Genomic DNA, 23,568 nt, shown 5'->3' with positions numbered 1-23,568 from the left:
AAGTTGGCTCTATCGTACTGGCGGCGCACCGCGCCGGCCAGCCCTGCGCCGCGCATGGCGGCCGGAGAACGGACCGTTGACACCGTGCGGACCGGCACCCATCTTGGCCGACGTTGGAACGTTCCAGGAACGTTCCATCGCTCGCCGATCGCTTCCGCTTCGTCCGCCGATCTCCTCGGCGTCGCCCGCCCGACCGCCCCGCGGCCGCTACCCGATCGCCGTGCGCTCGACGTGCGCTCGTCGTCGTCCCCACGGCCGCGGTCGACCGACAATACGTTCAATCGACGTACCAACCCGCGATCGATGCCCCCGTCCGCGGTCAGCGCCTCCCGACACGTCCCTCTCCGCGCGCGCCGCGCGCTGCTCGCGCTCGCCGTCGGCGCCGCGCCCGTCGCCGCGCAGCCCGTCCGCAAGGACGCGCCGGCGCTGCGGCTGCCGAAGCTGTTCACCGACGGGATGGTGGTACAGCGGGGCGTGCCCATCCGGGTCTGGGGATGGGCCGCGCCGAACGCGCCGGTCGCGGTGACGTTCCGCGGTACCACCGGCCGCGCGACGGCCGACGCGCGCGGCGCGTGGGCGGTCCAGCTGCCCCCGGCGGCCGCCGGAGGTCCGTACGCGATCACGGTGGCCGCCGCGCGCGACACGCTGCGCGTGCGCGACGTGCTCGTGGGCGACGTGTGGGTGGCGAGCGGTCAGTCGAACATGGAGTGGCCGGTGTCGGCGGTGACCGACGCCCCCGCCGTGATCGCCGCCGCGCACGACTCGGCGCTCCGCCAGTTCAAGGTGCCGATCTCGTGGGCCGAGCGGCCCGAGGACGATCTGGCCGGCGGGAGCTGGGCGCCCGCGGATCCGGCGCACGTCGGCGCGTTCAGCGGCGTCGCGTACTTCTTCGCGAAGGAGCTGCGTGAGCACGAGCGCGTGCCGATCGGCATCGTGAACACGACGTGGGGCGGCAGCGCGATCGAGACGTGGCTCAGCGCCGACGTGCAGGGCCTCGCGCCCGACGCGCCGGCGAAGACGCTCGCCGCCGAGCGCGCGCGGCTCGAGAAGCTGCGCGACTCGATCCAGGCGCGCATCGGCGTGGTGCCGGAGCGCGATCCCGGGCTGGTCGGCGGCAAGGCCGTGTGGGCCGATCCCGCGCTCGACGACGCGTCGTGGTCGACGATCGCGGTGCCGGGCTACTGGGAGGGGCAGGGGTTCGCGAGCGTGGACGGCGTGGCGTGGTACCGCACGACGTTCACGCTGTCGGCCGACGAGGCGCGCGCACCGGTGCGGCTCCTGTTAGGCGCGATCGACGACGACGACGTCACGTGGGTCAACGGCGTCGAGGTCGGGCGCACCGCGGGCTACAACGTGCCGCGCACGTACACCGTCCCCACGTCGGCGCTGCACGCGGGAGCGAACTCGCTCGTCGTGCGCGTGAGCGACTACAGCGGCGGCGGCGGGATCGCGGGCGGCGATTCGCCGCGGCTCGAGATCGGCGGCGCGTCGCGGTCGCTCGCCGGACAGTGGAAGTTCAAGGTCGCCGAGCTGGCGGTGCGCATGGACGCGCAGCGCACGAACAAGGTGGCGGCGATCACCTACGACAAGATGGTGCACCCGCTGCTGCCGTTCCCGATCAAGGGCGTGATCTGGTACCAGGGCGAGTCGAACGCGAACGACGACGCGCAGGCGCGCGCCTATCGCGGCCAGTTCGCGTCGCTCATCACGAGCTGGCGGAAGGCGTGGCAGGGTAGCGCGCCGACGTTCCCGTTCCTGTGGGTGCAGCTGCCGAACTACACGGCGCCCGACAGCGTGCCGTCGGCGAGCGGCGGCGGGTGGGCGCTACAGCGCGAGTCGATGGAGGCCGCGCTCGCGCTGCCGAACACGGGCCGCGCGGTCATCATCGACGTCGGCGGCGCGAACCTGCTGCACCCGACGAACAAGCAGGACCCGGGGCACCGGCTCGCGCTCGTCGCGCGGCGCGTGGCGTACCACGAGAACGTGCTCGCGTCGGGCCCGACGTATCGGTCGCACGAGGTGCGCGGCGACAGCGTGATCGTGACGTTCGACCACGTCGGCGGCGGGCTGACGTCGAAGGCGCCCGACGCCAGCGTGGGCGCGTTCGCGCTCGCCGGCGCGGACCACCGCTGGGCCTGGGCGAACGCGCGCATCGAGGGGAACCGCGTGGTCGTGTGGAGCGATCGCGTGCACCGTCCCGTCGCGGTGCGATACGCGTGGGCGAACAATCCGGTGGACGCGAACCTCTACAACCGCGACGGGCTCCCCGCGGCGCCATTCCGGACGGACGACTGGTGAGCAACTCGTCTCACGCGGAGCCGCGGGGAACGCGGAGAACACCAACGGAATGGGTCGTCTCCGCGTTCTCCGCGGCTCCGCGTGACCAGGACAGCACCGTCACGCACACATGACGACGAACGCACAGATCACGCTCCCCTACAAGGACGCCACGCTCTCGCCCGAGCAGCGCACCGCCGACCTCCTCGCGCGCATGACGCTGGAGGAGAAGGCGGCGCAGATGGTGGGCGTGTGGCAGCTCAAGACGGAGACGCTCGTCGACGACGCGGGGAACTTCGACGTCGCGAAAGCGCGCGCCGCGTTCGGGCACGGCAACGGCCTGGGACAGGTGGGGCGGCCGAGCGACGCCGGCGGCAGCGGCGCGGGCGGCGGCGGGCACGAGCCGACGAAGGGGCGCAACGCGCGCCAGCAGGCGACGCTGACGAACGACATCCAGCGCTTCTTCGTCGAGGAGAGCCGGTTGGGCATCCCGGTCGTGTTCCACGAGGAGTGCCTGCACGGGCAGGCGGCGATCGACGGCACGAGCTTCCCGCAGCCGATCGGGCTCGCGAGCACGTTCGATCCGGCGCTCGTGGAGTCGCTGTACGCGATGACGGCGGCGGAGGCACGGTCGCGCGGCACGCACCAGGCGCTCACGCCGGTGGTGGACGTGGCGCGCGATCCGCGGTGGGGACGCGTGGAGGAGACGTTCGGCGAGGATCCGTACCTCGTGACTCGGTTGGGTGTCGCGGCGGTGCGCGGGTTCCAGGGCGACGCGACGTTCCGCGACAAGTCCCGCGTGATGGCGACGCTGAAGCACTTCGTCGCGCACGGGCAGCCGGAGGGCGGGCAGAACTGCGCGCCGGCGAACGTGTCGATGCGCGAGCTGCGCGACGTGTTCCTGCCGCCGTTCAAGGCGGCGGTGCAGGAAGCCGGGTGCGTGAGCCTCATGGCGAGCTACAACGAGGTGGACGGCGTGCCGTCGCACGCGAACCGGTGGCTGCTGCGCGACGTGCTGCGCGACGAGTGGGGCTTCGAGGGCTTCATCGTCTCCGACTACTACGCGATCTGGGAGCTGCACGACCGCCCGGACACGCACGGCCATCACGTCGCGGCGGACAAGAAGGAGGCCTGCGCGCTCGCCGTGCGCGCGGGCGTGAACGTCGAGCTGCCGGAGCCGGACTGCTACCGGCACCTCGTGGAGCTCGTGCGCGAGGGGACGCTGGCCGAGTCGCAGCTCGACGATCTCGTGGTGCCGCTGCTCGAGTGGAAGTTCCGCGCGGGCCTGTTCGACGATCCGTACGTCGACCCCGACGTCGCGGAACGCACGGTGGCGTCCGACGCGAACCGCGAGCTGGCGCTGCAGGCCGCGCGCGAGACGATGGTGCTGCTGAAGAACGACGGCGACGTGCTTCCGCTCGACCTCGCGACGCTCGGCACGATCGCGGTGATCGGGCCGAACGCGAATCGCTCGCTGTTAGGTGGCTACAGCGGCATCCCGCGCCACGACGTGACGGTGCTCGACGGGATCCGCGCGCACGTCGGCGACCGCGCGCGCGTGGTGCACGCCGAAGGGTGCCGGATCACCATCGGCGGGAGCTGGGTGCAGGACGAGGTCGTGCCGAGCGATCCGGAGGAGGACCGCCGGCTCATCGCGGAGGCGGTGGACGTCGCGCGCGGCGCCGACGTGATCGTGCTCGCGATCGGCGGCAACGAGCAGACGAGCCGCGAGGCGTGGTCGCGCAAGCACATGGGCGACCGCACGAGCCTCGATCTCGTCGGCCGGCAGAACGAGCTCGTGGACGCGATGCTCGCGACGGGCAAGCCGGTCGTCGCGCTGCTGTTCAACGGCCGGCCGCTCGCGATCACGCGAGTCGCCGATCGCGTGCCGGCCATCGTGGAGTGCTGGTACCTGGGCCAGGAATGCGGCCGCGCGGTGGCCGACGTGCTGTTCGGCGAGCACACGCCGGCGGGGAAGCTGCCGATCTCGTTCCCGCGGTCGGCGGGGCATTTGCCCGTGTTCTACAACCACAAGCCGTCGGCGCGGCGCGGCTATCTGTGGGACGACGTGACGCCGCTGTACCCGTTCGGGTACGGCCTCTCGTACACGACGTTCCGCGTGTCGAACGTGCGGCTCGACGACGGGACGATCGGCGTCGACGGCGCGACGCGGGTGCGGTGCGACGTGACGAACACCGGCGCGCGCGCGGGGAGCGAGGTGGTGCAGCTCTACGTGCGCGACGTCGCGAGCTCGGTGACGCGGCCGGTGAAGGAGCTCAAGGGCTTCCGAAAGGTGCGGCTCGCGCCGGGCGAGACGACGACGGTGGAGCTGCAGATCGGGCGCGACGCGCTCGCGTTCCACGATGTGGACTACCGGTACGTGGTGGAGCCGGGGGAGTTCCGGATCATGGTCGGCACCTCGTCGCGCGACGAGGACCTGCAGACCGTGACGCTGACGGTGGGGAAGTGAGACAGGATACGGCGCCGTTCATTTTCGACAGGATGAACAGGACGGACAGGATGAGAACCAACAACACGTGCAGTGCCTTCGTTGTTGGTCCTCATCCTGTCCCTCCTGTTCATCCTGTCCACAACAACTAGCCACCGCATGGCTCAGCACTCCGAACGCCTATCCTTCATCGAGAAGGCGGGGTACAGCCTCGGCGACGCCGCGGCGAACTTCGTCTTCATGACGATGATCCTGTTCCAGCTCAACTTCTACACGGACACGCTGGGGATCAGCGCTGCCGTCGCGGGGTCGATGCTGCTCGTCGGCCGGCTGTGGGACGCGTTCTTCGACCCGATGATGGGCGTGCTCGCGGACCGCACGAACACCCGCTGGGGGAAGTTCCGTCCATGGGTGCTGTGGACGGCGCTGCCGTGGGGCGTCGTGATGGTGCTCGCGTACACGGTGCCGGGATTCGGCACGACGGGAAAGGTGCTGTGGGCGGCGGTGACGAACGTGCTGCTCATGACGCTGTACTCCGCGAACAACACGCCGTATTCCGCGATGGGCGGCGTGATGACGGGCGACAGCGACGAGCGCACGAAGCTGTCGTCGTACCGCTTCGTCGCGGCGATGCTCGCGCAGCTCATCGTGGGCGGGTTCACGCTGCCGCTCGTCGCGAAGCTGGGGCAGGGAAACAACGCGAAGGGCTGGCAGATGACGATGGGGCTGTGGGCGATCGTCTGCGTCGTCTGCTTCGTCATCACGTTCGCGGTGTCGCGCGAGCGCATCCAGCCGCCGAAGGAGCAGCGCGCCGATCCGAAGCGCGACTTCTCCGCGCTGCTGAAGAACGGGCCGTGGGTCGCGATGTTCGTGCTGACGATCTCGCACTTCGTGTTCGTGGCGATGCGCGGCGGCACGATGTTCTACTACTTCCAGTACTACGTCGACCCGACGCGGCTGCTCGCGTTTCTCCAGCGGGTCGGCCTGCCGCAGGCGACGGCGGCGAGCCCGGACGGCGGGCACTCGCTGCTCAACGTGCTGGGGCTGATCCTGAACGCGGACCGCTCGAACGTGGCGTCGGTCGGCTTCAGCCTGTTCAACATCATGAGCCAGGCGGTCACCGTCGTGGGCGTGGTGGCGTCGACGGCACTGGCGGCGCGCTACGGCAAGCGCGCGGTGGCGCTGGTGGGCTTCTCGCTCGCGGCGCTGTTCCTCGCGGCGTTCATCCTGCTGCCGGCCGACGCAGTCGGCGCGACGTTCGGGCTCGAGGTGCTGCGCGCGCTGTCGTACGCGCCGACGATCCCGCTCATCTGGGCGATGTTCGCCGACGTGGCCGACTACGCGGAGTGGCGCACGGGGCGGCGCACGACGGGCGTGGTGTTCGCGACGATCCTGTTCGGCCTGAAGACGGGGCTGAGCCTCGGCGGCGCGATCGCGGGCTGGCTGCTCTCGGGCTACGGCTACGTGGCGAACGCGGCGCAGAGCGCGCGGGCGCTGCAGGGGATCCGCATGACGGCGAGCGTGTACCCGGCGCTGTTCCTCGTCGTGGTCGTCGTCTGCCTGGTGTTCTACCGCATCACGCGGGCACTCAACATCCAGATCCAGGACGAGCTGAGCGCACGCCGCGCGGAGTTCACCGGGATCGCCGAAGCCGCCGCGAGCGCGCGGTGAAGTCGACATGAAGACGACGAGCTCTCTCGTGCGCGCCGCGTGGTGCGGTGCGCTCATGGCCGCCGCGTGCGGCCACCCGTCGGCGTCGCCGAGCCCCGCGGCGGCGTCGCTCAAGAACGCGTTCCGGAACGACTTCCGGATCGGCACCGCGATCGCGCCGCGCGTGTTCGACGAGACCGACAGCGTCGACGTGCGCCTCGTGAAGACGCACTTCAATGCGATCACGCCGGAGAACGTGCTGAAGTGGGAGGTCGTGCACCCGCGGCCGAACGAGTACGACTTCTCGCAGAGCGATCGCTACGTGGCGTTCGGCGAGCGCAACGGGATGTTCATCGTCGGGCACACGCTGGTGTGGCACAGCCAGACGCCGCGCTGGGTGTTCCAGGACTCGGCGGGGCAGCCGCTCACGCGCGACGCGCTGCTCGCGCGCATGAAGGACCACATCGAGCACGTGATGGGGCGCTACAAGGGGCGCATCAAGGGGTGGGACGTCGTGAACGAGGCGCTGAACGAGGACGGCACGATGCGGCAGTCGCCGTGGTACCGCATCATCGGCGACGACTTCGTGGTGAAGGCGTTCGAGTACGCGCACGCGGTGGACCCGGCGGCGGAGCTGTACTACAACGACTACAACCTCGCGACGCCGGCGAAGCGCGACGGCGCGATCGCGCTCGCGAAGCGCATCCGCGCGGCCGGGATCCCGGTGGCGGCGATCAACTCGCAGGACCACCACAAGCTCGACCCGAACGTGCCGTCGGTGGCGCTCGTGGACTCGATGTTCCAGGCGATCGGCGCCGCGGGCTTCCACGCGAACGTGACGGAGCTCGACGTCGACGTGCTGCCGCGTCCCATGGGAGGCAACACGGCCGACGTGTCGGCGCGCGCGCAGATGGCCGCCGCGTCGAACCCGTACACGGCCTCGCTCCCGGACTCGGTGCAGCAGCAGCTCGCGCGGCGGTACGCGGCGCTGTTCGCCGTGTACGAGAAGCACCGCGACATCATCGACCGCGTGACGTTCTGGGGGGTGACCGACGCCACGTCGTGGCTGAACGGCTTCCCGGTGCGCGGGCGGACGAACTGGCCGCTGCTGTTCGACCGGCAGGGGCGGCCGAAGCCGGCGTTCGACGCGGTGCTCGCGGCGGCGCGTCGGCAGGCGATGTGAGCGGCTTCCACCGACGAGCACCGTGACGCAGAAGCACACTCCCTGGACGACGATCGTACTTCTCGCGCTCGCGGCATGCGGTGGCGGGTCCGATGCGCCGACGACGCCGACCACGCCCGCGACACCGACGACCCCCACCACACCGACGACTCCGACGACGACGGCGAGCCCGCTGCGCGAGCTGGCGGCGGCGAAGGGACGGTCGTTCGGCGTGGCGCTCGACGCGAAGTTCTTCGCGAACGATGCGGCGTACAACGCGCTCGTCGCGCGCGAGTTCGACATGGTCGTCGCGGGCAACGTCATGAAGTGGGAGCCGCTCAACCGCAACGGGCGGTTCACGTACCGCTGGGCGAACCCGGACGCGCTCGTCGCGTTCGCGCAGACGAACGGCATGAAGGTGCGCGGCCACACGCTCGCCTGGCACCAGCAGAACCCGACGTGGCTCACCGGCGCGACGTGGAGCGCCGACACGCTCCGCCAGCTGCTGAAGGAGCACGTGGACAGCGTCGTCGGCCACTACAAGGGGAAGATCCACGCGTGGGACGTGGTGAACGAGGCGCTGAACGACGGCTCGGGGTCGCTGCGCACCACCGGCTCGCCGTGGGCGCCCGCGCTCGGCCGCGACTACATCGACGTCGCGTTCACGGAGGCGCGCCGAGTGGATCCGGGCGCGCTGCTGTTCTACAACGACTACAACCTGGAATTCCCCGGGGCGAAGCAGGACTCCGCGTTCGCGCTGATCCAGGGGATGAAGGCCCGCAACGTGCCGATCGACGGGATCGGCTTCCAGGCGCATCTGCAGGTGGGCGGCGGGGCGACGGCGCCGTCGCGGCAGGCGCTGGTGAACACGTTCAATCGCTTCGCCGCGCTCGGGCTGAAGATCGAGATCACGGAGCTCGACGTGCGCGTGCGGACGCCGGGCGCCACGGCCGCGGATCTCGCGGCGCAGGCGCAGGCGTACGGCGACGTCGTGGCCGCGTGCCTCGCCGTGAGCGCGTGCGACGCGATCCTGGTGTGGGGCGTGAACGACGGCGAGTCGTGGATCAACACCACGTTCCCGGGATGGGGGCAGGCGCTGTTGTTCGACGACGCGTTGGGCACGAAGGCGACGTACACCGCGGTGCGCACCGCCCTCGGCGGTTGAGCCGGCGCGCCGACGAACCAGGAGGAGCGATGCTCACGCGGTCGATCGTCATTCGTTGGCTGGCGCTGGCGTGTGTCGTCGCGGCTCCGGCCGCGCGCGCGGACGCGCAGGCCGACTCGTCGTACGTGACGGCGCGCGCGGGCGGCGATCGCTTCGCGCTCGCGGCCGACGGACGCACCGCGCCGCTGTACGCGAGCAGCGCGGACTTCGCCGGCGTGCTGCGCGCGGCGACCGACCTGCGCGCGGACCTGCAGCGGGTGACCGGCGCGGCGCCGCGGCTCGTGGTGGACTCGGCGCCTAACGCGAATCGCGCGGTGATCGTCGGCACGATCGGCCACAGCCCGCTCGTCGACCGGCTCGTGCGCGAGCGGAAGATCGACACGAGCGGCGTGGCGAACCGGTGGGAGACGTACCTCCTGCAGGTGGTGGACCGGCCGCTGCCCGGCGTGGACCGCGCGCTCGTGATAGCAGGGAGCGACAAGCGCGGCACGATCTACGGCATCTACGACCTGTCGGCGCAGATCGGTGTGTCGCCGTGGTACTGGTGGGCCGACGTGCCGGTGCGGCGCCACGAGGCGCTGTACGTGGCGGCCGGCCGACGCACGGCGGGCACGCCGGCGGTGAAGTACCGCGGCATCTTCATCAACGACGAGGCGCCCGCGTTCTCGGGGTGGACGCGCGAGAAGTTCGGCGGCGTGAACCACGTCGTGTACGAGAAGATGTTCGAGCTGATCCTGCGCCTGAAGGGCAACTACCTGTGGCCTGCGATGTGGGGGAACGCGTTCGCCGATGACGACTCGCTGAACGCGAAGCTCGCCGACGAGTACGGGATCGTGATGGGCACGTCGCACCACGAGCCGATGACGCGCGCGCAGCAGGAGTGGCGCCGCTACGGCAAGGGTGTGTGGGACTACGGCGTGAACGACTCCACGCTCCGCGACTTCTGGCGCAAGGGGATCGAGCGCATGGGGTCGCGCGAGAACGTCGTCACGATCGGCATGCGCGGCGACGGCGACCGGCCCATGACGACGAACGGCGAGAGCAACGTCGCGCTGCTGGAGCGCATCGTCGCCGACCAGCGGAAGATCATCGCCGACGTCACGAGGAAGGATCCCGCGCAGACGCCGCAGCTGTGGGCGCTGTACAAGGAAGTCCAGGAGTACTACGACAAGGGGATGCGCGTGCCGGACGACGTCACGCTCCTCTTCTCGGACGACAACTGGGGCAACCTGCGGCGGCTGCCGAACCCGAAGGACCGCGGCCGCGCCGGGGGCTTCGGCATCTACTACCACTTCGACTACGTCGGCGGCCCGCGCAACTACAAGTGGCTGAACACGAACCCCATCGCGCGGGTGTTCGAGCAGATGCGGCTCGCGTACGAGTACGGCGCGAACCGGATCTGGGTGGTGAACGTCGGCGATCTCAAGCCGATGGAGATGCCGATCCAGTTCTTCCTCGACTACGCGTGGAACCCGCGCGCCGTCACCGCCGACAGGCTGCCGGAGTGGACGCGCCGGTGGGCGGCGCAGCAATTCCCCGCCGAGCACGCGGCGGAGATCGCGGACGTCGTGACGACGTACCTGAAGTACGCCGGCCGCCGCAAGCCGGAGCTGCTCGACACGGCGACGTTCAGCCTCGTGAACTACGGTGAGGCCGAGCGCGTGGCCGCCGACTGGGACTCGCTGCTCGCGCGTGCCGAGCGCGTGTCGCACGAGATCCCCGCGCCGTATGTGGACGCGTACTACGAGCTGGTGCTGCACCCGGTGCAGGCGATGCAGAACCTGAACGCGCTGTACTTCACGGTGGCGCGCAACCGGGTGTACGCGCAGGAGGGACGCGCCAGCACGAACGACCTCGCCGACTCGGCGCGGCGCCTGTTCGACCGCGACGCCGAGATCACGCGGCGGTACAACACCCAGCTCGCCGGCGGGAAGTGGTCGCACATGATGGACCAGACACACATCGGCTACACGTACTGGCAGGAGCCGCCGCGCAACGCGATGCCGCGCGTCGACGTCATCCAGGTGCCGGCGCCCGCCGACATGGGCGTCGCGATGGTGGAGCAGAACCGCCCCGCGCCGGCGCCGCGCGGTCCCGGTGGCGGACCGCCGCCCGGCTTCTTCCGCCCGCCGCCGCCGACGCTGCCGACGTTCGACGCGTTCCAGCGGCAGACGTACCACATCGACGTGTTCGACCGCGGCACGGCGCCGTTCGAGTTCACGGCGACGAGCGTTGCGCCGTGGCTGCGCGTGACGCCGGAGAAGGGCACGGTCACCAAGGACCAGCGGCTCGCCGTGACGGTGGACTGGTCGCGCGCGCCGGCGGGGACCACGCCGGGCACGATCGCGGTCGTCGGGCCTAACGGCGCGCGGGTCACGGTGCAGGCGACGGCGTTCAATCCCCCGGCGCCGAAGCGCGACGCCATCGTCGGCTTCATCGAGGGAGGCGGCGTCGTGTCGATGGAGGCCGAGCACTTCACGCGCGCGGTGAACGCGTCGCCCGTGACGTGGGAGCGCATCCCGGACCTCGGCCGCACGCTGTCGGGGATGACGCCGACGCCGGTGACGGCGGCGAGCGTAACGCCGGGCGGCGCGTCGCCGCGGCTCGAGTACCGCGTGTTCATGTTCGACAGCGGCACGGTGTCGGTGCACGCGTTCGTGTCGCCGACGCTGAACTTCACGGCCGGGCAGGGGATCCGTTATGGCGTCTCGTTCGACGACGAGGCGCCGCAGATCGTGAACATCCACGCCGACTCGTCGAGCTCCGGCCGCACCGACGGCAACGGCGCGTGGGAGCAGGGCGTGTCGAACAGCATCAAGATCCACGTCACGCAGCACCAGCTCGCGCGGCCGGGCGACCACGTCCTGAAGCTCTGGATGGTGGATCCGGGGCTCGTGCTGCAGAAGCTCGTCATCGCGACGACGGACCTGCCGCGCACGTACCTCGGCCCACCGGAGAGCTACCATCGTGGCGGCGGCACGGTGACCACGAGCCGCGCGGCGGACGACAAGTGACGATCAGGACCTATCCGCGCGGATTCGTGCTGATCATGGCGTGGCTGGTGCCGGCGGCGCTCGCGGCACAGCAGCCGCTTCGTGTCGACAGCCTCGGTGTGCTGCGCGGGCGTGGGGCGGACGTGCTCGTGTTCAACGACTACTACGGGCAGTTCGGCGACGAGAAGATCAGCGGCGTCGAGCTGATTCACCACGGCGTGCGCACGGCGACGAACGGTGACGTGCGCCTCTCGCCGACGCCGGAGCAGTGGGACCCGACGCCGCGGCTCGTCGGGCGCGACGTGGACCGGGCGAGCGGCCGCGTCACGGCGCGGCTGTCGTATCCCGCGTACGACTTCTCGTACCGCGTGGAGGCGTCGCCGAGCGGCGACGGGGTGCTCGTGCGCGTGCTGCTCGACGCGCCGCTTCCCGAGCGGCTCGTGGGGCGCGCGGGGCTCAACATCGAGTTCCTTCCGTCCGCGTACTTCGGCAAGACGTACCTCGCCGACGGCGCACCCGGGCTGTTCCCGCGGCGCGAGAGCGGCGCGGTCGAGCGCGCGCCCGCGCCGTTAGGCAACGCCGTCGGCGGGCCGACCAGCGTACCCGGGCTCGAGGCGTCGGCGATGGCGTCCGGGCACACGCTGGTGCTCGCGCCGGAGGACGCCGAGCGGCGCGTGACGATCACTGCGCGCGGTGGCGCGACGGTCGCGCTGTACGACGGCCGCAACAAGGCGCAGAACGGCTGGTTCGTGGTGCGCACGCTGCTCCCCGCGGGTCGCACGGGCGCGGTGGTGGAATGGCTCCTCATCCCGAACCGCATCCCCGGCTGGACGCGCCCGCCCGTGATCGCGCACTCGCAGGTCGGCTATCTCCCCGACGCGCCGAAGGTCGCCGTCATCGAGACCGATCCGAACGACGCGGCGCGGCCGGTCGCGCGGCTGCTGCGCGTGGAGGCCGATGGGCGCCTGACGCCACGAGTGGCGCGCGCGCCCGTGCGGTGGGGGCGCTACCTCCGCTACGACTACGCGCGATTCGACTTCTCGTCGGAGAAGGAGCCCGGCGTGTACGTGATCGAGTACGGCGCGGCGCGGTCGGAGCCGTTCCGCATCGCGCGCGACGTGTACGCCGACGTGTGGCAGCCGTCGCTCGACACGTACCTCGCGGTCCAGATGGACCACGTGCTCGTGAACGACCGCTATCGCGTGTGGCACGGGGCGCCGCATCTCGACGACGCTCGGCAGGCGCCGACGTCGTACGTGCACTTCGATCTCTACGCGCAGGGGCCGACGACCGACACGAAGTACGCGCCCGGTGAGCACATCCCGGGGCTGAACGTCGGCGGGTGGCACGACGCGGGCGACTTCGACCTCCGCACGCAGAGCCAGTACGCGACGGTGCTCGCGCTCGTACAGGCGCGCGAGACGTTCGGCGTCGACTGGGATCAGACGACGGTCGACGAGCGCCGCCGCTGGGTGGACCTGCGTCACCCCGACGGCGTCCCCGACGTCGTGCAGCAGATCGAGCACGGCACGCTCGCGCTGCTCGCGCAGTACCGCGCGGTGGGACACGCCATCCCGGGCATCGTCGAGCCGACGCTGGGCCAGTACACGCACCTCGGCGACGCGGTCACCATGACGGACAACCTCGTCTGGGATCCGCGGCTCGACAGCCTCGCCGTGGACAGCGCGCGGTGGCGCTCCGGGACGAGCGACGACCGCATGGCGTTCACGAGCAAGAACACGCCGCTCGACTACGGCGCGATCGCGGCGCTCGCGGCGGCGAGCCGCGTGCTGCGCGCGCGCGACGCGGCGCTCGCCGACGAGTGCCTGCGCACCGCGACGCGCGTGTGGGACGAGGAGCACGCGCGCGAGACGCCGATCGTCTTCCGCGCCGGCAACACCACCGGCGGCCCGCTCGAGGCCGAGGAGCTGAAGGCTGCGGTGGAGCTGCTGATCACGACGCGCGACGCGAAGTACGCGCGCCGGCTCGACGCGATGTGGCCGACGATCGAGTCGCGATTCGACGGGTACGCCGAGCTCGCGGTGCGGGCGATGCCGCTCATGGACGCGTCGTGGCGCGAGCGCGTGGAGCGTGCGGTGCGCGCGTACCGTACCCGGCTCGACGCGGCGAGCGCGCAGAACCCGTTCGGCGTGCCGATCACGACGGGCGGATGGGCGGGGAGCGGCGCGGTGCTCGGCTTCGCGATGCGCAACGCCGTGCTCCACGAGGCCTTTCCGGAGATCATCGGCGCGGAGCACGTGCTGCGCGCCGTCGACTTCCTGCTCGGCGCGCATCCGGCATCGAGCACGTCGCTCGTGTCCGGCGTCGGCGCGCACAGCAAGACGGTGGCGTACGGCAACAATCGCGCGGACTACTCGTTCATCCCGGGCGGCGTGGTGCCGGGCGTGCTGATCGTGAAGCCCGACTTCCCCGAGCTGAAGGAGGACTGGCCGTTCCTCTGGTACGAGGGGGAGTACGTCATCCCCGAGGCCGCGATGTTCGTCTACGTCGCGAACGCGGCGCAGCGTCTGTACCGATCCACCCCATGAGCACGACCTCGCTCGACCTCACCCGCGGCGTGCGCTGCGAGCCGTTCGGCGTCACGTCGTCCGGCGAGACGGTGCACGCGTACACCCTGACGAACGCGAACGGCGTCGCGCTGCGCTTCCTCACGCTCGGCGGCATCATCGCGTCGCTGCACGTGCCCGACCGCGACGGCGCGCTCGACGACGTGGTGCTGGGCTACGACACGCTCGACGCGTACGAGGCCGACCCACGCTACCTCGGCACGCTCGTCGGGCGCTACGCGAACCGCATCGCGGGCGGGCGCTTCACGCTCGACGGCACCGAGCACGTCGTCGACGCGAACGACGGGCCGAACCACCTGCACGGTGGGCCCGGCGGCTTTCACACCGCGGTGTGGGCGACGGAGCCGTTCGCCGACGAGCGCGGCGTGGGCGCCGTGCTGCGCCACGTCAGCCCGGACGGCGACGAGGGCTACCCCGGCGCGCTCGCGGCGCACGTGCGGTACACGCTGACGCAGGACGACGCGCTCGTCGTGGAGTACCACGCGACGACGACGCGCGCCACCCCGGTGAACCTCACGCAGCACGCGTACTTCAACCTCGCGGGACACGGCGCGGGCGACGTGTGCGAGCACCTGCTCACGCTGAGCGCGTCGCGCTACACGCCGGTCGACGCGCTTCTCATCCCCACGGGCGAGCTGCGCGCGGTGCAGGACACGCCGTTCGACTTCCGAACGCCGACCGCGATCGGCGCGCGCATCGACGACGCCGATCCGCAGCTCGCGCACGCCGGGGGCTACGACCACAACTTCGTGATCGACGGCGACGCGCCCGGGCTCCGCTTCGCCGCGCGCGTGCACGAGCCGCGGAGCGGGCGCGCGCTCGACGTGTTCACCACCGAGCCGGGCGTGCACTTCTACTCGGGAAACGCGCTCGCCGAGGGCCCGCCGGGCAAGGGCGGCGTGCGCTACGGTGCGCGGTCCGGCCTCGCGCTGGAGACGCAGCACTTCCCCGACTCGCCGAACCAGCCGCACTTTCCGTCGACGATCCTGCGTCCCGGCGACACGTACACGTCGCGCACCGTCTTCCGCTTCTCTTCGACAGGATGAACAGGATGGACAGGATGAGCACCAACGACGAAGCAGTTGGTGTTGGCGCTCATCCTGTCCATCCTGTGCATCCTGTCGAGAACGCCGAGCACCGATGCGAATGAAGAGAGCATTGATCACGCTATGGTTGGTCCTGTCCGCCGCCGCGCCCGCGCGCGCGGAGGACGGTTACGACCTGTGGCTGCGCTACCGCCCGGTGACGGACGCGGCGCGGCTGGCCGAGTACCGCGCGGCCGTGACGCAGCTCGTGGTCGACGGCGACTCGCCGACGCTGCGCGCGGCGCGCGACGAGCTGCGGACCGGGCTGCGCGGACTGCTCGGCGCCGACGTGCCGCTGTCGGCGTCGGCCACGCGCGACGGCGCGGTGATCGTCGGCACGCCGGCGTCGTCGCGCACGATCGGCGCGTTAGGCCTCGGCGACGCGCTGCGGGCCGTTGGGCGCGAGGGCTACGTCGTGCGCGCGACGCGCGTGGGCGGCCGGCGCGCGATCGTCGTCGCCGCGAACAGCGACGTCGGCGCGCTCTACGGCGCGTTCCGGTTCCTGCGCCAGCTCCAGACGTACGGCACGCTCGCGAACCTCGCGGTGGCGAGCGCGCCGAAGATCCAGCTCCGGCTGCTGAACCACTGGGACAACCTCAATCGCAGCGTGGAGCGCGGCTACGCCGGGCATTCGTTGTGGGCGTGGGACACGCTCCCCGACGCGTCGAACCCGCGCTACCGCGACTACGCGCGCGCGAACGCGTCGATCGGCATCAACGGCGCGGTGCTCACGAACGTGAACGCGAACGCGCGCATCCTGACGCCCGAGTACCTCGCGAAGGTCGCCGCGCTCGCGAACGTGTTCCGCCCGTACGGCGTGCGCGTGTACCTCACGGCGCGGTTCAGCGCCCCGATCGAGATCGGCGGGCTGAAGACGGCGGACCCGCTCGACCCCGCGGTGCGCGCGTGGTGGAAGGCGAAGATCGACTCCATCTACGCGCTGATCCCCGACTTCGGCGGGTTCACCGTGAAGGCGAACTCGGAGGGGCAGCCCGGCCCGCAGGACTATCACCGCACGCACGCCGACGGCGCGAACATGTTCGCCGAGGCGCTCGCGCCGCACGGCGGCGTGGTGATGTGGCGCGCGTTCGTGTACAGCAACGAGGTGCCTGTCGACCGCGTGAAGCAGGCGTACACGGAGTTCAAGCCGCTCGACGGGCAGTTCCGCGACAACGCGTTCGTGCAGGTGAAGAACGGGCCGCTCGACTTCCAGCCGCGCGAGCCGTTCTCGCCGCTCTTCGGCGCGATGCCGAAGACGCCGCTCATGATGGAGTTCCAGGTCACGAAGGAGTACCTCGGCCAGGACACGCACCTCGTCTACCTCGGGCAGGAGTTCGAGGAGGTGCTGCGGTCCGACACGTGGGCGAAGGGGAAGGGCTCCACCGTCGCGAAGGTGATCGACGGCTCGCTGCACGGTTACGCGCGCACCGGCATCGCCGGCGTATCGAACATCGGCGACGATCGCAACTGGACCGGCTCGCAGTTCAACCAGGCGAACTGGTACGCGTACGGCCGCCTCGCGTGGGATCCCGAGATGTCGGCGAGCGACATCGCCGACGACTGGCTGCGCATGACGTTCACGAACGACCCGTCGTTCGTGCGCGCGGTGAAGGCGATGATGAAGACGTCGCGCGAGGCGGTCGTGAACTACATGACGCCGCTCGGCCTCGCGCACATCATGGCCACGGGGCACCACTACGGGCCGGGGCCGTGGGTCGGTGGGCCGAACACGCGCATGCGCGCCGACCAGACGCCGACCTACTTCCACCGCGCCGACTCGCTCGGCCTCGGCTTCGACCGCACCGCGACGGGGAGCAACGCGCTGGAGCAGTACGCGCCGCCGATCCGCGCGCGGTGGGGGAACCAGCGGACGGTGCCCGACTCCGTGCTGCTCTGGTTCCATCACGTCGGGTGGACCGAGCGGCTGCCGGCGACGCACGGCCGGCCGCTCTGGGACGAGCTCGTCGCGCGCTACAACGCCGGGGTCGACTCCGTGCGCGCCATGCAGCGCACCTGGGACGCCCAGCGCGGCAAGGTGGACGACGAGCGGTTCCGCGACGTACAGAGCTTCCTGGCGATCCAGGAGAAGGAAGCCCGCTGGTGGCGCGACGCGGCGCTGACATACTTCCAGTCGTTCTCGCATCTACCCATTCCGGCACGCTACGAGCAGCCCGCGCACCCGCTGCAGTACTATCTCCAGGTTCGCTGCCCGGCGAACCGCGACAAACCCCGCTGCGACAACGTTCCCTGAGCTTGCGATGAGCGACGCCTACACGCCCCGCCCCGAGCACCACTTCACGTTCGGCCTCTGGACCGTCGGCAACGTCGGCCGCGACCCGTTCGGTGAGCCGGTGCGCTCCGCCATCTCCGCGCCGTGCATCGTCGACAAGCTCGGCGAGCTGGGAGCGTACGGGGTGAACTTCCACGACGAGGATCTCGTTCCGCGCGACGCGTCGGCGTCGGAGCGCGCGCAGATCATCAAGGACTTCAGGGCCGCGCTCGAGCGCACGGGGCTCAAGGTCCCGATGGCGACGACGAACCTGTTCACCGACCCCGCGTTCAAGGACGGCGCGTTCACGTCGAACGACGCGCGCGTGCGCGCCTACGCGCTGCAGAAGACGATGCGCTCCATGGACCTCGGCAAGGAGTTCGGCGCCGAGACGTACGTGTTCTGGGGCGGGCGCGAGGGCACGGAGACGAACGCGGCGAAGGATCCGCGCGACGCCATGAAGTGGTTCCGCGACGCGTTGAACTTCCTCTGCGAGTACAACATCGCGCAGGGGTACGACTACAAGTTCGCGCTCGAGCCGAAGCCGAACGAGCCGCGCGGCGACATCTACCTGCCGACGATCGGCCACGCGCTCGCGTTCATCGAGACGCTCGACCATCCCGAGATGGTGGGGCTCAACCCCGAGGTCGCGCACGACACGATGGCGGGGCTCGACTTCACGCACGGCGTCGCGCAGGCGCTCGACGCGGGGAAGCTGTTCCACATCGACCTGAACGATCAGAAGCCGGGGCGCTACGACCAGGACTTCCGCTTCGGCTCCGTGAACGTGAAGGACAACTTCTTCCTCGTGAAGCTGCTCGAGGACGCGCAGTGGAACGGCATGCGCCACTTCGACGCGCACGCCTACCGCACCGAGGACGAGCAGGGCGTGTGGGACTTCGCCGCCGGCTGCATGCGCACCTATCTCATCCTGAAGGAGAAGGCCGCGCGCTGGAACGCCGACGCCGAGATCCAGCAGCTCGTGCGCGAGCTGAAGACCCGTGGCGACGGGGCCGGGAACGACGGCGTGAAGTTCTCGCCCGAGCGCGCGAAGGCGCTGAAGGAGCAGCAGCTCGATCTGCCCGCCATCCGCGCGCAGGGCTACGCGTACGAGCGGCTCGACCAGCTCACGATCGAAGTGCTGCTCGGAGCGCGCTGAGCGCTGCTTTCGACAGGAGGAACAGGATGGACAGGATGAACACCAACAACAAAGCAGTCGTTGTTGGTGTTCATCCTGTCCATCCTGTTTATCCTGCCGAAAGGACAGCGCACCTGCACTGACTCTCGACCGATGATTCCCGCATGAGTGCACTCTTCCTCGGCCTCGACGTCGGCACGAGCGGCGTCAAGGCGATCCTCGTCGCGCCCGGCGGCGACGTCGTCGCGTCGGCCACGACGCCGCTCAGGATGAGCACCCCACGGCCCGGCTGGGCGGAGCAGGATCCGGAGGCGTGGTGGCAGGCGAGCGTCGCTGCGCTGCGCGACGTGCTGGCGCAGCGGCCCGACGATTCCGTCGCGGCGGTCGGCATCTCCGGTCAGATGCACTCGAGCGTGTTTCTCGACCGCGCGGGGCAGGTCATCCGCCCCGCGCTGCTCTGGTGCGACGGCCGCACGACCGCCGAGTGCGACGAGATCACGCGGCGTGCGGGCGGCGAGGACAGGCTGCGCGATTGGGTGATGAACGCGGCGCTCGAGGGCTTCACGCTCCCGAAGGTGCTGTGGCTGCGGCGCCACGAGCCCGACGCCTACGCGCGCGTCGCCACCGTGCTGCTGGCGAAGGACTTCATCCGCTACCGCCTCACCGGCGTGCTCGCCACCGAGCCGTCGGACGCGTCGGGCACGCTGATGTTCGATCCCGCGCGGCTGCGGTGGAGCGACGAGCTGCTCGCCGCCGTCGACGTGCCGCGCGCGCTGCTCCCCGACGTCGGCGGCTCGTCCGACGTGCTCGGGCGTGTGACGGGCGAGGCGGCCGCGGCGTGCGGGCTCGCGGAGGGAACATCGGTCGTCGGCGGCGGCGCGGACAACGCGTGCGGAGCGGCGGGCGTCGGCGTCGTGGCGCCGGGCGAGGCGGTCGCGAGCTGGGGGACGTCCGGCACCGTGCTCGCGCCCACCGCTCGGCCGGTGGTGGATCCCGGGCTGCGCGCGCACACGTTCTGCCACGTGGTGCCTAACGTGTGGTACGTGATGGGCGTCGTGCTGTCGGCGGGCGGCGCGTTCTCGTGGTACCGCGAGCAGTTCGCGCGCGAGCTGGCGTCGCCCGGCGCGAGCGCGCGGCTCGACGCCGAGGCGGCGAGCGTGCCGCGCGGCGCCGAGGGCGTCACGTTCCTGCCGTACCTGCAGGGCGAGCGCACGCCGCATCGCGACGCGTCGGCGCGCGGCGCGCTGTTGGGCCTCTCGCTCGCGCACACGCGGGCGCACACCACGCGCGCCGTGCTCGAGGGCGTCTCGTTCGCGCTCCGCGACTCGGTCTCGATCCTCCAGTCGCTCGGCCTCGCGCCGGCGAGCCTGCTGCTCACCGGCGGCGGCGCGAAGAGCCCGTTCGTGCGCACGCTGCAGGCCGAGGTCTACGGGCTGCCGGTGCAGACGGTGAACCGCGAGGAAGGCCCGGCGTATGGCGCGGCGCTGCTCGGCGCGGTGGGCGTCGGCGCGTTCGCCGATCTCGCGGCGGCGGGGAAGGCGACGCTCACCCGCAGCGCGCTCGAGCACCCCGACCCGGCGGCGCATCGCGCGTACGACGACGTGTACGCGCGGTTCCGGGCGTCGTACGCCGCCGCGCAGCCCGCGGCGCCCTCTGCGCAGCGCTGACGCTCAGCCGGCGTGCCGCGGCAGCGTGAGCGTGAACGTCGAGCCCACGCCGGGGGCGCTGCTCACGCGCAGCTCGCCGGCCATCGCGCGCGCGAGCTGACGGCTGATCGCGAGCCCGAGTCCCACGCCCTGCTCGCGCGGGTCGAGCGCGCGCTCGGCCTGCGCGAACGGCTGGAAGATGCGCTCGAGCTGGTCGCCGGGGATCCCGATGCCGTTGTCGGTGACGTCGATGGAGACGACCGCCGACGCCGCGCGCACGGCGATCGCGATCGTGCCGCCGGCGGGGGTGAACTTCAGCGCGTTCGCGAGCAGGTTGACGAGGATCTGCCGCGTCTTGTCGATGTCGCACGCGATGAGGATCCCGTTAGGCACGTCGGGCGCGCGCAGCTCCAGCCGCTTCTCCTCGAGCTGCGGCCCGATCATCTCCAGCACCGAAGCGACGAGCGCGCGCGCCTCCACCGTGTGCCGGCGCAGGTCGATGCGTCCCGCGCCGAGCTTCGCGAAGCTCAGCACGTCGCTCACCAGCCGGTCGAGGTGCTCCTTCGCGCGCTGGATCCGCGCGAGGTCGGTGCGCTGCTCGTCGGTGATCGGCCCGCGCACGCCCATCTCCATGAGCTGCGCATAGCCGCCGATCGCGTTCAGCGGCGTGCGCAGGTCGTGGCTCATCGCGGCGAGGAAGTCGCTCTTCGCGCGGTTGGCGTCGAGCGCTTCCTGCGTCAGCCGCTGCAGCTCCGCCTGCGCGCGCTTCGACTCCTCGATGTCGGTGTTCGTGCCGAACCAGGCGAGCACCTCGCCGTCGTCGCCGCGCTGCGCGATCGCGCGGCCGAGGTGCCAGCGGTAGGCGCCGTGCTCCGCGCTGCGGAGGCGGAACTCCACCTCGTACGGCTCGCCCGTGCGCAGCGACTGCTGCCACCGCTCCGTCGCGGCCGCGACGTCGTCGGGATGCACGACGTCGAGCCATCCGGGGCCCAGCAGCGCGTGGGCCGGACGACCGAGCGAGCGCGCGGTGCGGTCGCTAACGAAGTCGAGCGCGCCGTCGGGCGTCGCGGTCCACACCTGCACCGGGATTGCGTTCGCGAGGAAGCGGTAGCGCGCCTCGCTCGCCTCGATCGCGCGCCGCGCCATCACGGCCTCGGTGACGTTCGACCCGTGCGCGACGATGCCCACGCGTTCGCCGTTGCCCTCGACGAGCGGCTGGTACACGAAGTCGAGGTAGAGCTGCGTCGGCGGCGCGTCGGGCGTCTGTCGCAGCAGTACCGGCGTCTCGCGCCCGACGAACGGCTCGCCGGTCGCGAGCACGCGGTCGAGCAGCTCCACGAAGCCCTGGCCGATGACCTCGGGGATCGCGTCGACGACGCGGCGCCCGATGATGTCGCGATGCCCCACGAGCTGCAGGTACGCGTCGTTCGCGAACTCGAACACGTGCTCCGGGCCGCGCAGCACAGCGAGGAACGCGGGCGCCTGCGCGAACACCCCGCGCAGCCGCTCCTCGGCGCGCACGGCGGCGGCGCGCGCCGCTTCCACCTCGCGCTGCGCGAGTATGCGCTGCGTCGACTCGACGGCGACGTTGAAGAACGCGATCACCTCGCCCGCGTCGTCGCGCACGGGGCTGAGCGAGAACGTGAACCACGCCGATGCCGCATCGGTCTCGCCGCTCCGCTCCATCCGGAACGGCGCGTCCTCGGCGTACGTCGCCGGGCCGCCGGCCAGGATGCGGTCGAACATGCCGCTGATCTCCGGCCAGATCTCGTGCCACACCTCGAAGCCGGGCGTGCCGAGCGCGCGCGGGTGCTTCGCGCCGAGGAGCGGGATGTAGCCGTCGTTGTAGATCAGCACCCGGTCGGCGCCGCACCACAGATTGATCGGCATCGGCGACTCGAGCGCCGTGCGCACCGCCACGCGAAGCGCGGCATCCCAAGTGCTCGGCGGGCCGAGCGAGGTCCGCGTCCAGTCGAACGCGCGGCACCGGCGCGCCATCTCGCCGTCGCCGGGAAAGACGCGGTCGAGCGGCACGGTATGGCGAGAGACGGTGGTCATCGATACGAAATATAGAATGCCATATGGCGCCCCGTATGCAGGGAGGAGCACGCATGGAGTACCGTGATCTCGGTCGCACCGGATGGAGGATCTCCGCCGTCAGCTTCGGCGCGTGGGCCATCGGCGGCGACGTGTGGGGGCGGACCGACGACGCGGAGTCGCTGCGCGCGCTGCACCGCGCCGTGGACCTCGGCGTGAACTTCGTCGACACGGCCGACGTGTACGGCGACGGACACTCGGAGCGGCTCGTCGGACGGCTCCGACGCGAGCGGCGCGAGGAGATCATCGTCGCCACGAAGGCCGGCCGGCGGCTGAACCCGCACGTCGCCGCGGGCTACGACCGCGCGAACCTCACCGCGTTCGTCGAGCGCTCGCTCGCCAACCTCGGCTGCGACGCGATCGACCTGCTGCAGCTCCACTGCCCTCCGGGCGAGGTGTACGAGATGCCCGAGGTGTTCGGCATCCTCGACGACCTCGTGACGGCGGGGAAGCTCCGCTTCTATGGCGTGAGCGTGGAGCGCGTGCAGGAGGCGGTCCGCGCTGCCGAGTACCCGAACGTGCAGTCGGTGCAGATCATCTTCAACATGTTCCGGCTGCGTCCGGCCGAGGAGTTCTTCCCCGTGGCGCGCGCGCGGCAGGTCGGCATCCTCGCGCGCGTGCCGCTCGCGAGCGGGCTGCTCTCGGGGAAGTACCGCGCCGACACCGAGTTCGCGCCGACGGACCACCGCACGTTCAACCGCCGCGGCGAGGCGTTCGACGTCGGCGAGACGTTCAGCGGCGTGGACTACGCGCGCGGGCTCGAGGCGGTGGAGGCGCTGCGGCCGCTCGTGCCTAACGGCGCGACGATGGCGCAGCTCGCGCTCCGCTGGATCCTGATGCACCCCGAGGTGACGGCGACGATTCCCGGCGCGCGCGACGCGGCGCAGGTGGAGGGGAACGTGCACGCACTCGACCTCGCCCCGCTCTCCGCGCAGACGATGGCGCGGGTGGGTGAGGTGTACGACCAGTACCTCCGAGAGGCCGTGCACCCGCGATGGTGAGGTGCGGTCGGAACCTCGCCGCGCTCGGCGCGGTATGCAGCGCATCCC

At 71.2% G+C, this 23,568-nt stretch carries 13 protein-coding genes; 12 read left to right on the top strand and 1 reads right to left on the bottom strand.

Translation table 11 applies throughout. The features are described 5' to 3' along the window. Nucleotides 1–303 precede the first annotated feature (303 nt). The 11 genes from J421_RS22730 to xylB all read left to right on the top strand — a co-directional run bounded on the left by J421_RS22730 (nt 304) and on the right by xylB (nt 20,443). Nucleotides 304–2,298 (top strand): sialate O-acetylesterase, encoded by a 1,995-nt coding sequence (locus tag J421_RS22730; RefSeq protein ID WP_025413481.1) that lies wholly within the window; start codon nt 304–306, stop codon nt 2,296–2,298. A gap of 109 nt (nt 2,299–2,407) precedes the next feature. Then, nucleotides 2,408–4,747 (top strand): glycoside hydrolase family 3 N-terminal domain-containing protein, encoded by a 2,340-nt coding sequence (locus tag J421_RS22725; RefSeq protein ID WP_025413480.1) that lies wholly within the window; start codon nt 2,408–2,410, stop codon nt 4,745–4,747. A 138-nt stretch (nt 4,748–4,885) separates the two neighbouring features. Continuing rightward, nucleotides 4,886–6,397, top strand: coding sequence for an MFS transporter (locus tag J421_RS22720; protein WP_025413479.1), 1,512 nt, complete (start codon nt 4,886–4,888; stop codon nt 6,395–6,397). 7 nt (nt 6,398–6,404) lie between these two features. Then, nucleotides 6,405–7,559, top strand: a complete 1,155-nt coding sequence (locus J421_RS22715) for an endo-1,4-beta-xylanase (protein ID WP_025413478.1) — start codon at nt 6,405–6,407, stop codon at nt 7,557–7,559. Between the two features lie 22 nt (nt 7,560–7,581). Then, entirely contained in the window at nt 7,582–8,703 is a 1,122-nt protein-coding gene (locus J421_RS22710; protein WP_025413477.1) for an endo-1,4-beta-xylanase, read from the top strand. Nucleotides 8,704–8,732: 29 nt separating this feature from the next. Next, a complete protein-coding gene (locus J421_RS22705) occupies nt 8,733–11,717 on the top strand; it encodes a glycosyl hydrolase 115 family protein (protein ID WP_025413476.1) in 2,985 nt (994 codons plus the stop codon). Continuing rightward, nucleotides 11,714–14,245, top strand: a complete 2,532-nt coding sequence (locus tag J421_RS22700) for a glycoside hydrolase family 9 protein (RefSeq protein ID WP_025413475.1) — start codon at nt 11,714–11,716, stop codon at nt 14,243–14,245. Before J421_RS22705 ends, J421_RS22700 begins: the two co-directional genes overlap by 4 nt. Next, entirely contained in the window at nt 14,242–15,330 is a 1,089-nt protein-coding gene (locus tag J421_RS22695; RefSeq protein ID WP_025413474.1) for an aldose epimerase family protein, read from the top strand. Before J421_RS22700 ends, J421_RS22695 begins: the two co-directional genes overlap by 4 nt. A 100-nt stretch (nt 15,331–15,430) precedes the next feature. Next, entirely contained in the window at nt 15,431–17,620 is a 2,190-nt protein-coding gene (locus J421_RS22690) for an alpha-glucuronidase family glycosyl hydrolase (RefSeq protein ID WP_104022966.1), read from the top strand. Nucleotides 17,621–17,627: 7 nt separating this feature from the next. Then, nucleotides 17,628–18,797 (top strand): xylose isomerase, encoded by a 1,170-nt coding sequence (xylA, locus tag J421_RS22685; RefSeq protein ID WP_025413472.1) that lies wholly within the window; start codon nt 17,628–17,630, stop codon nt 18,795–18,797. A gap of 143 nt (nt 18,798–18,940) precedes the next feature. Next, nucleotides 18,941–20,443, top strand: a complete 1,503-nt coding sequence (gene xylB, locus J421_RS22680; RefSeq protein WP_025413471.1) for a xylulokinase — start codon at nt 18,941–18,943, stop codon at nt 20,441–20,443. A gap of 3 nt (nt 20,444–20,446) precedes the next feature. Here xylB and J421_RS22675 read toward each other — a convergent pair whose 3' ends face one another. Further along, nucleotides 20,447–22,480, bottom strand: a complete 2,034-nt coding sequence (locus tag J421_RS22675) for a sensor histidine kinase (protein ID WP_104022965.1) — start codon at nt 22,478–22,480, stop codon at nt 20,447–20,449. A 53-nt stretch (nt 22,481–22,533) separates the two neighbouring features. On the opposite strand from J421_RS22675, the gene J421_RS22670 reads away from it, so the two are divergent. Continuing rightward, the gene (locus J421_RS22670) at nt 22,534–23,520 is read left to right on the top strand and encodes an aldo/keto reductase (protein ID WP_025413469.1); all 987 of its coding nucleotides are present in this window, start codon (nt 22,534–22,536) and stop codon (nt 23,518–23,520) included. Nucleotides 23,521–23,568 lie beyond the last annotated feature (48 nt).

It is taken from the genome of Gemmatirosa kalamazoonensis, assembly GCF_000522985.1.
Lineage (GTDB): Bacteria > Gemmatimonadota > Gemmatimonadetes > Gemmatimonadales > Gemmatimonadaceae > Gemmatirosa > Gemmatirosa kalamazoonensis.
Note: the sequence above shows the minus strand (reverse complement) of the source record. Positions and strands in the feature narration are given on the sequence as shown.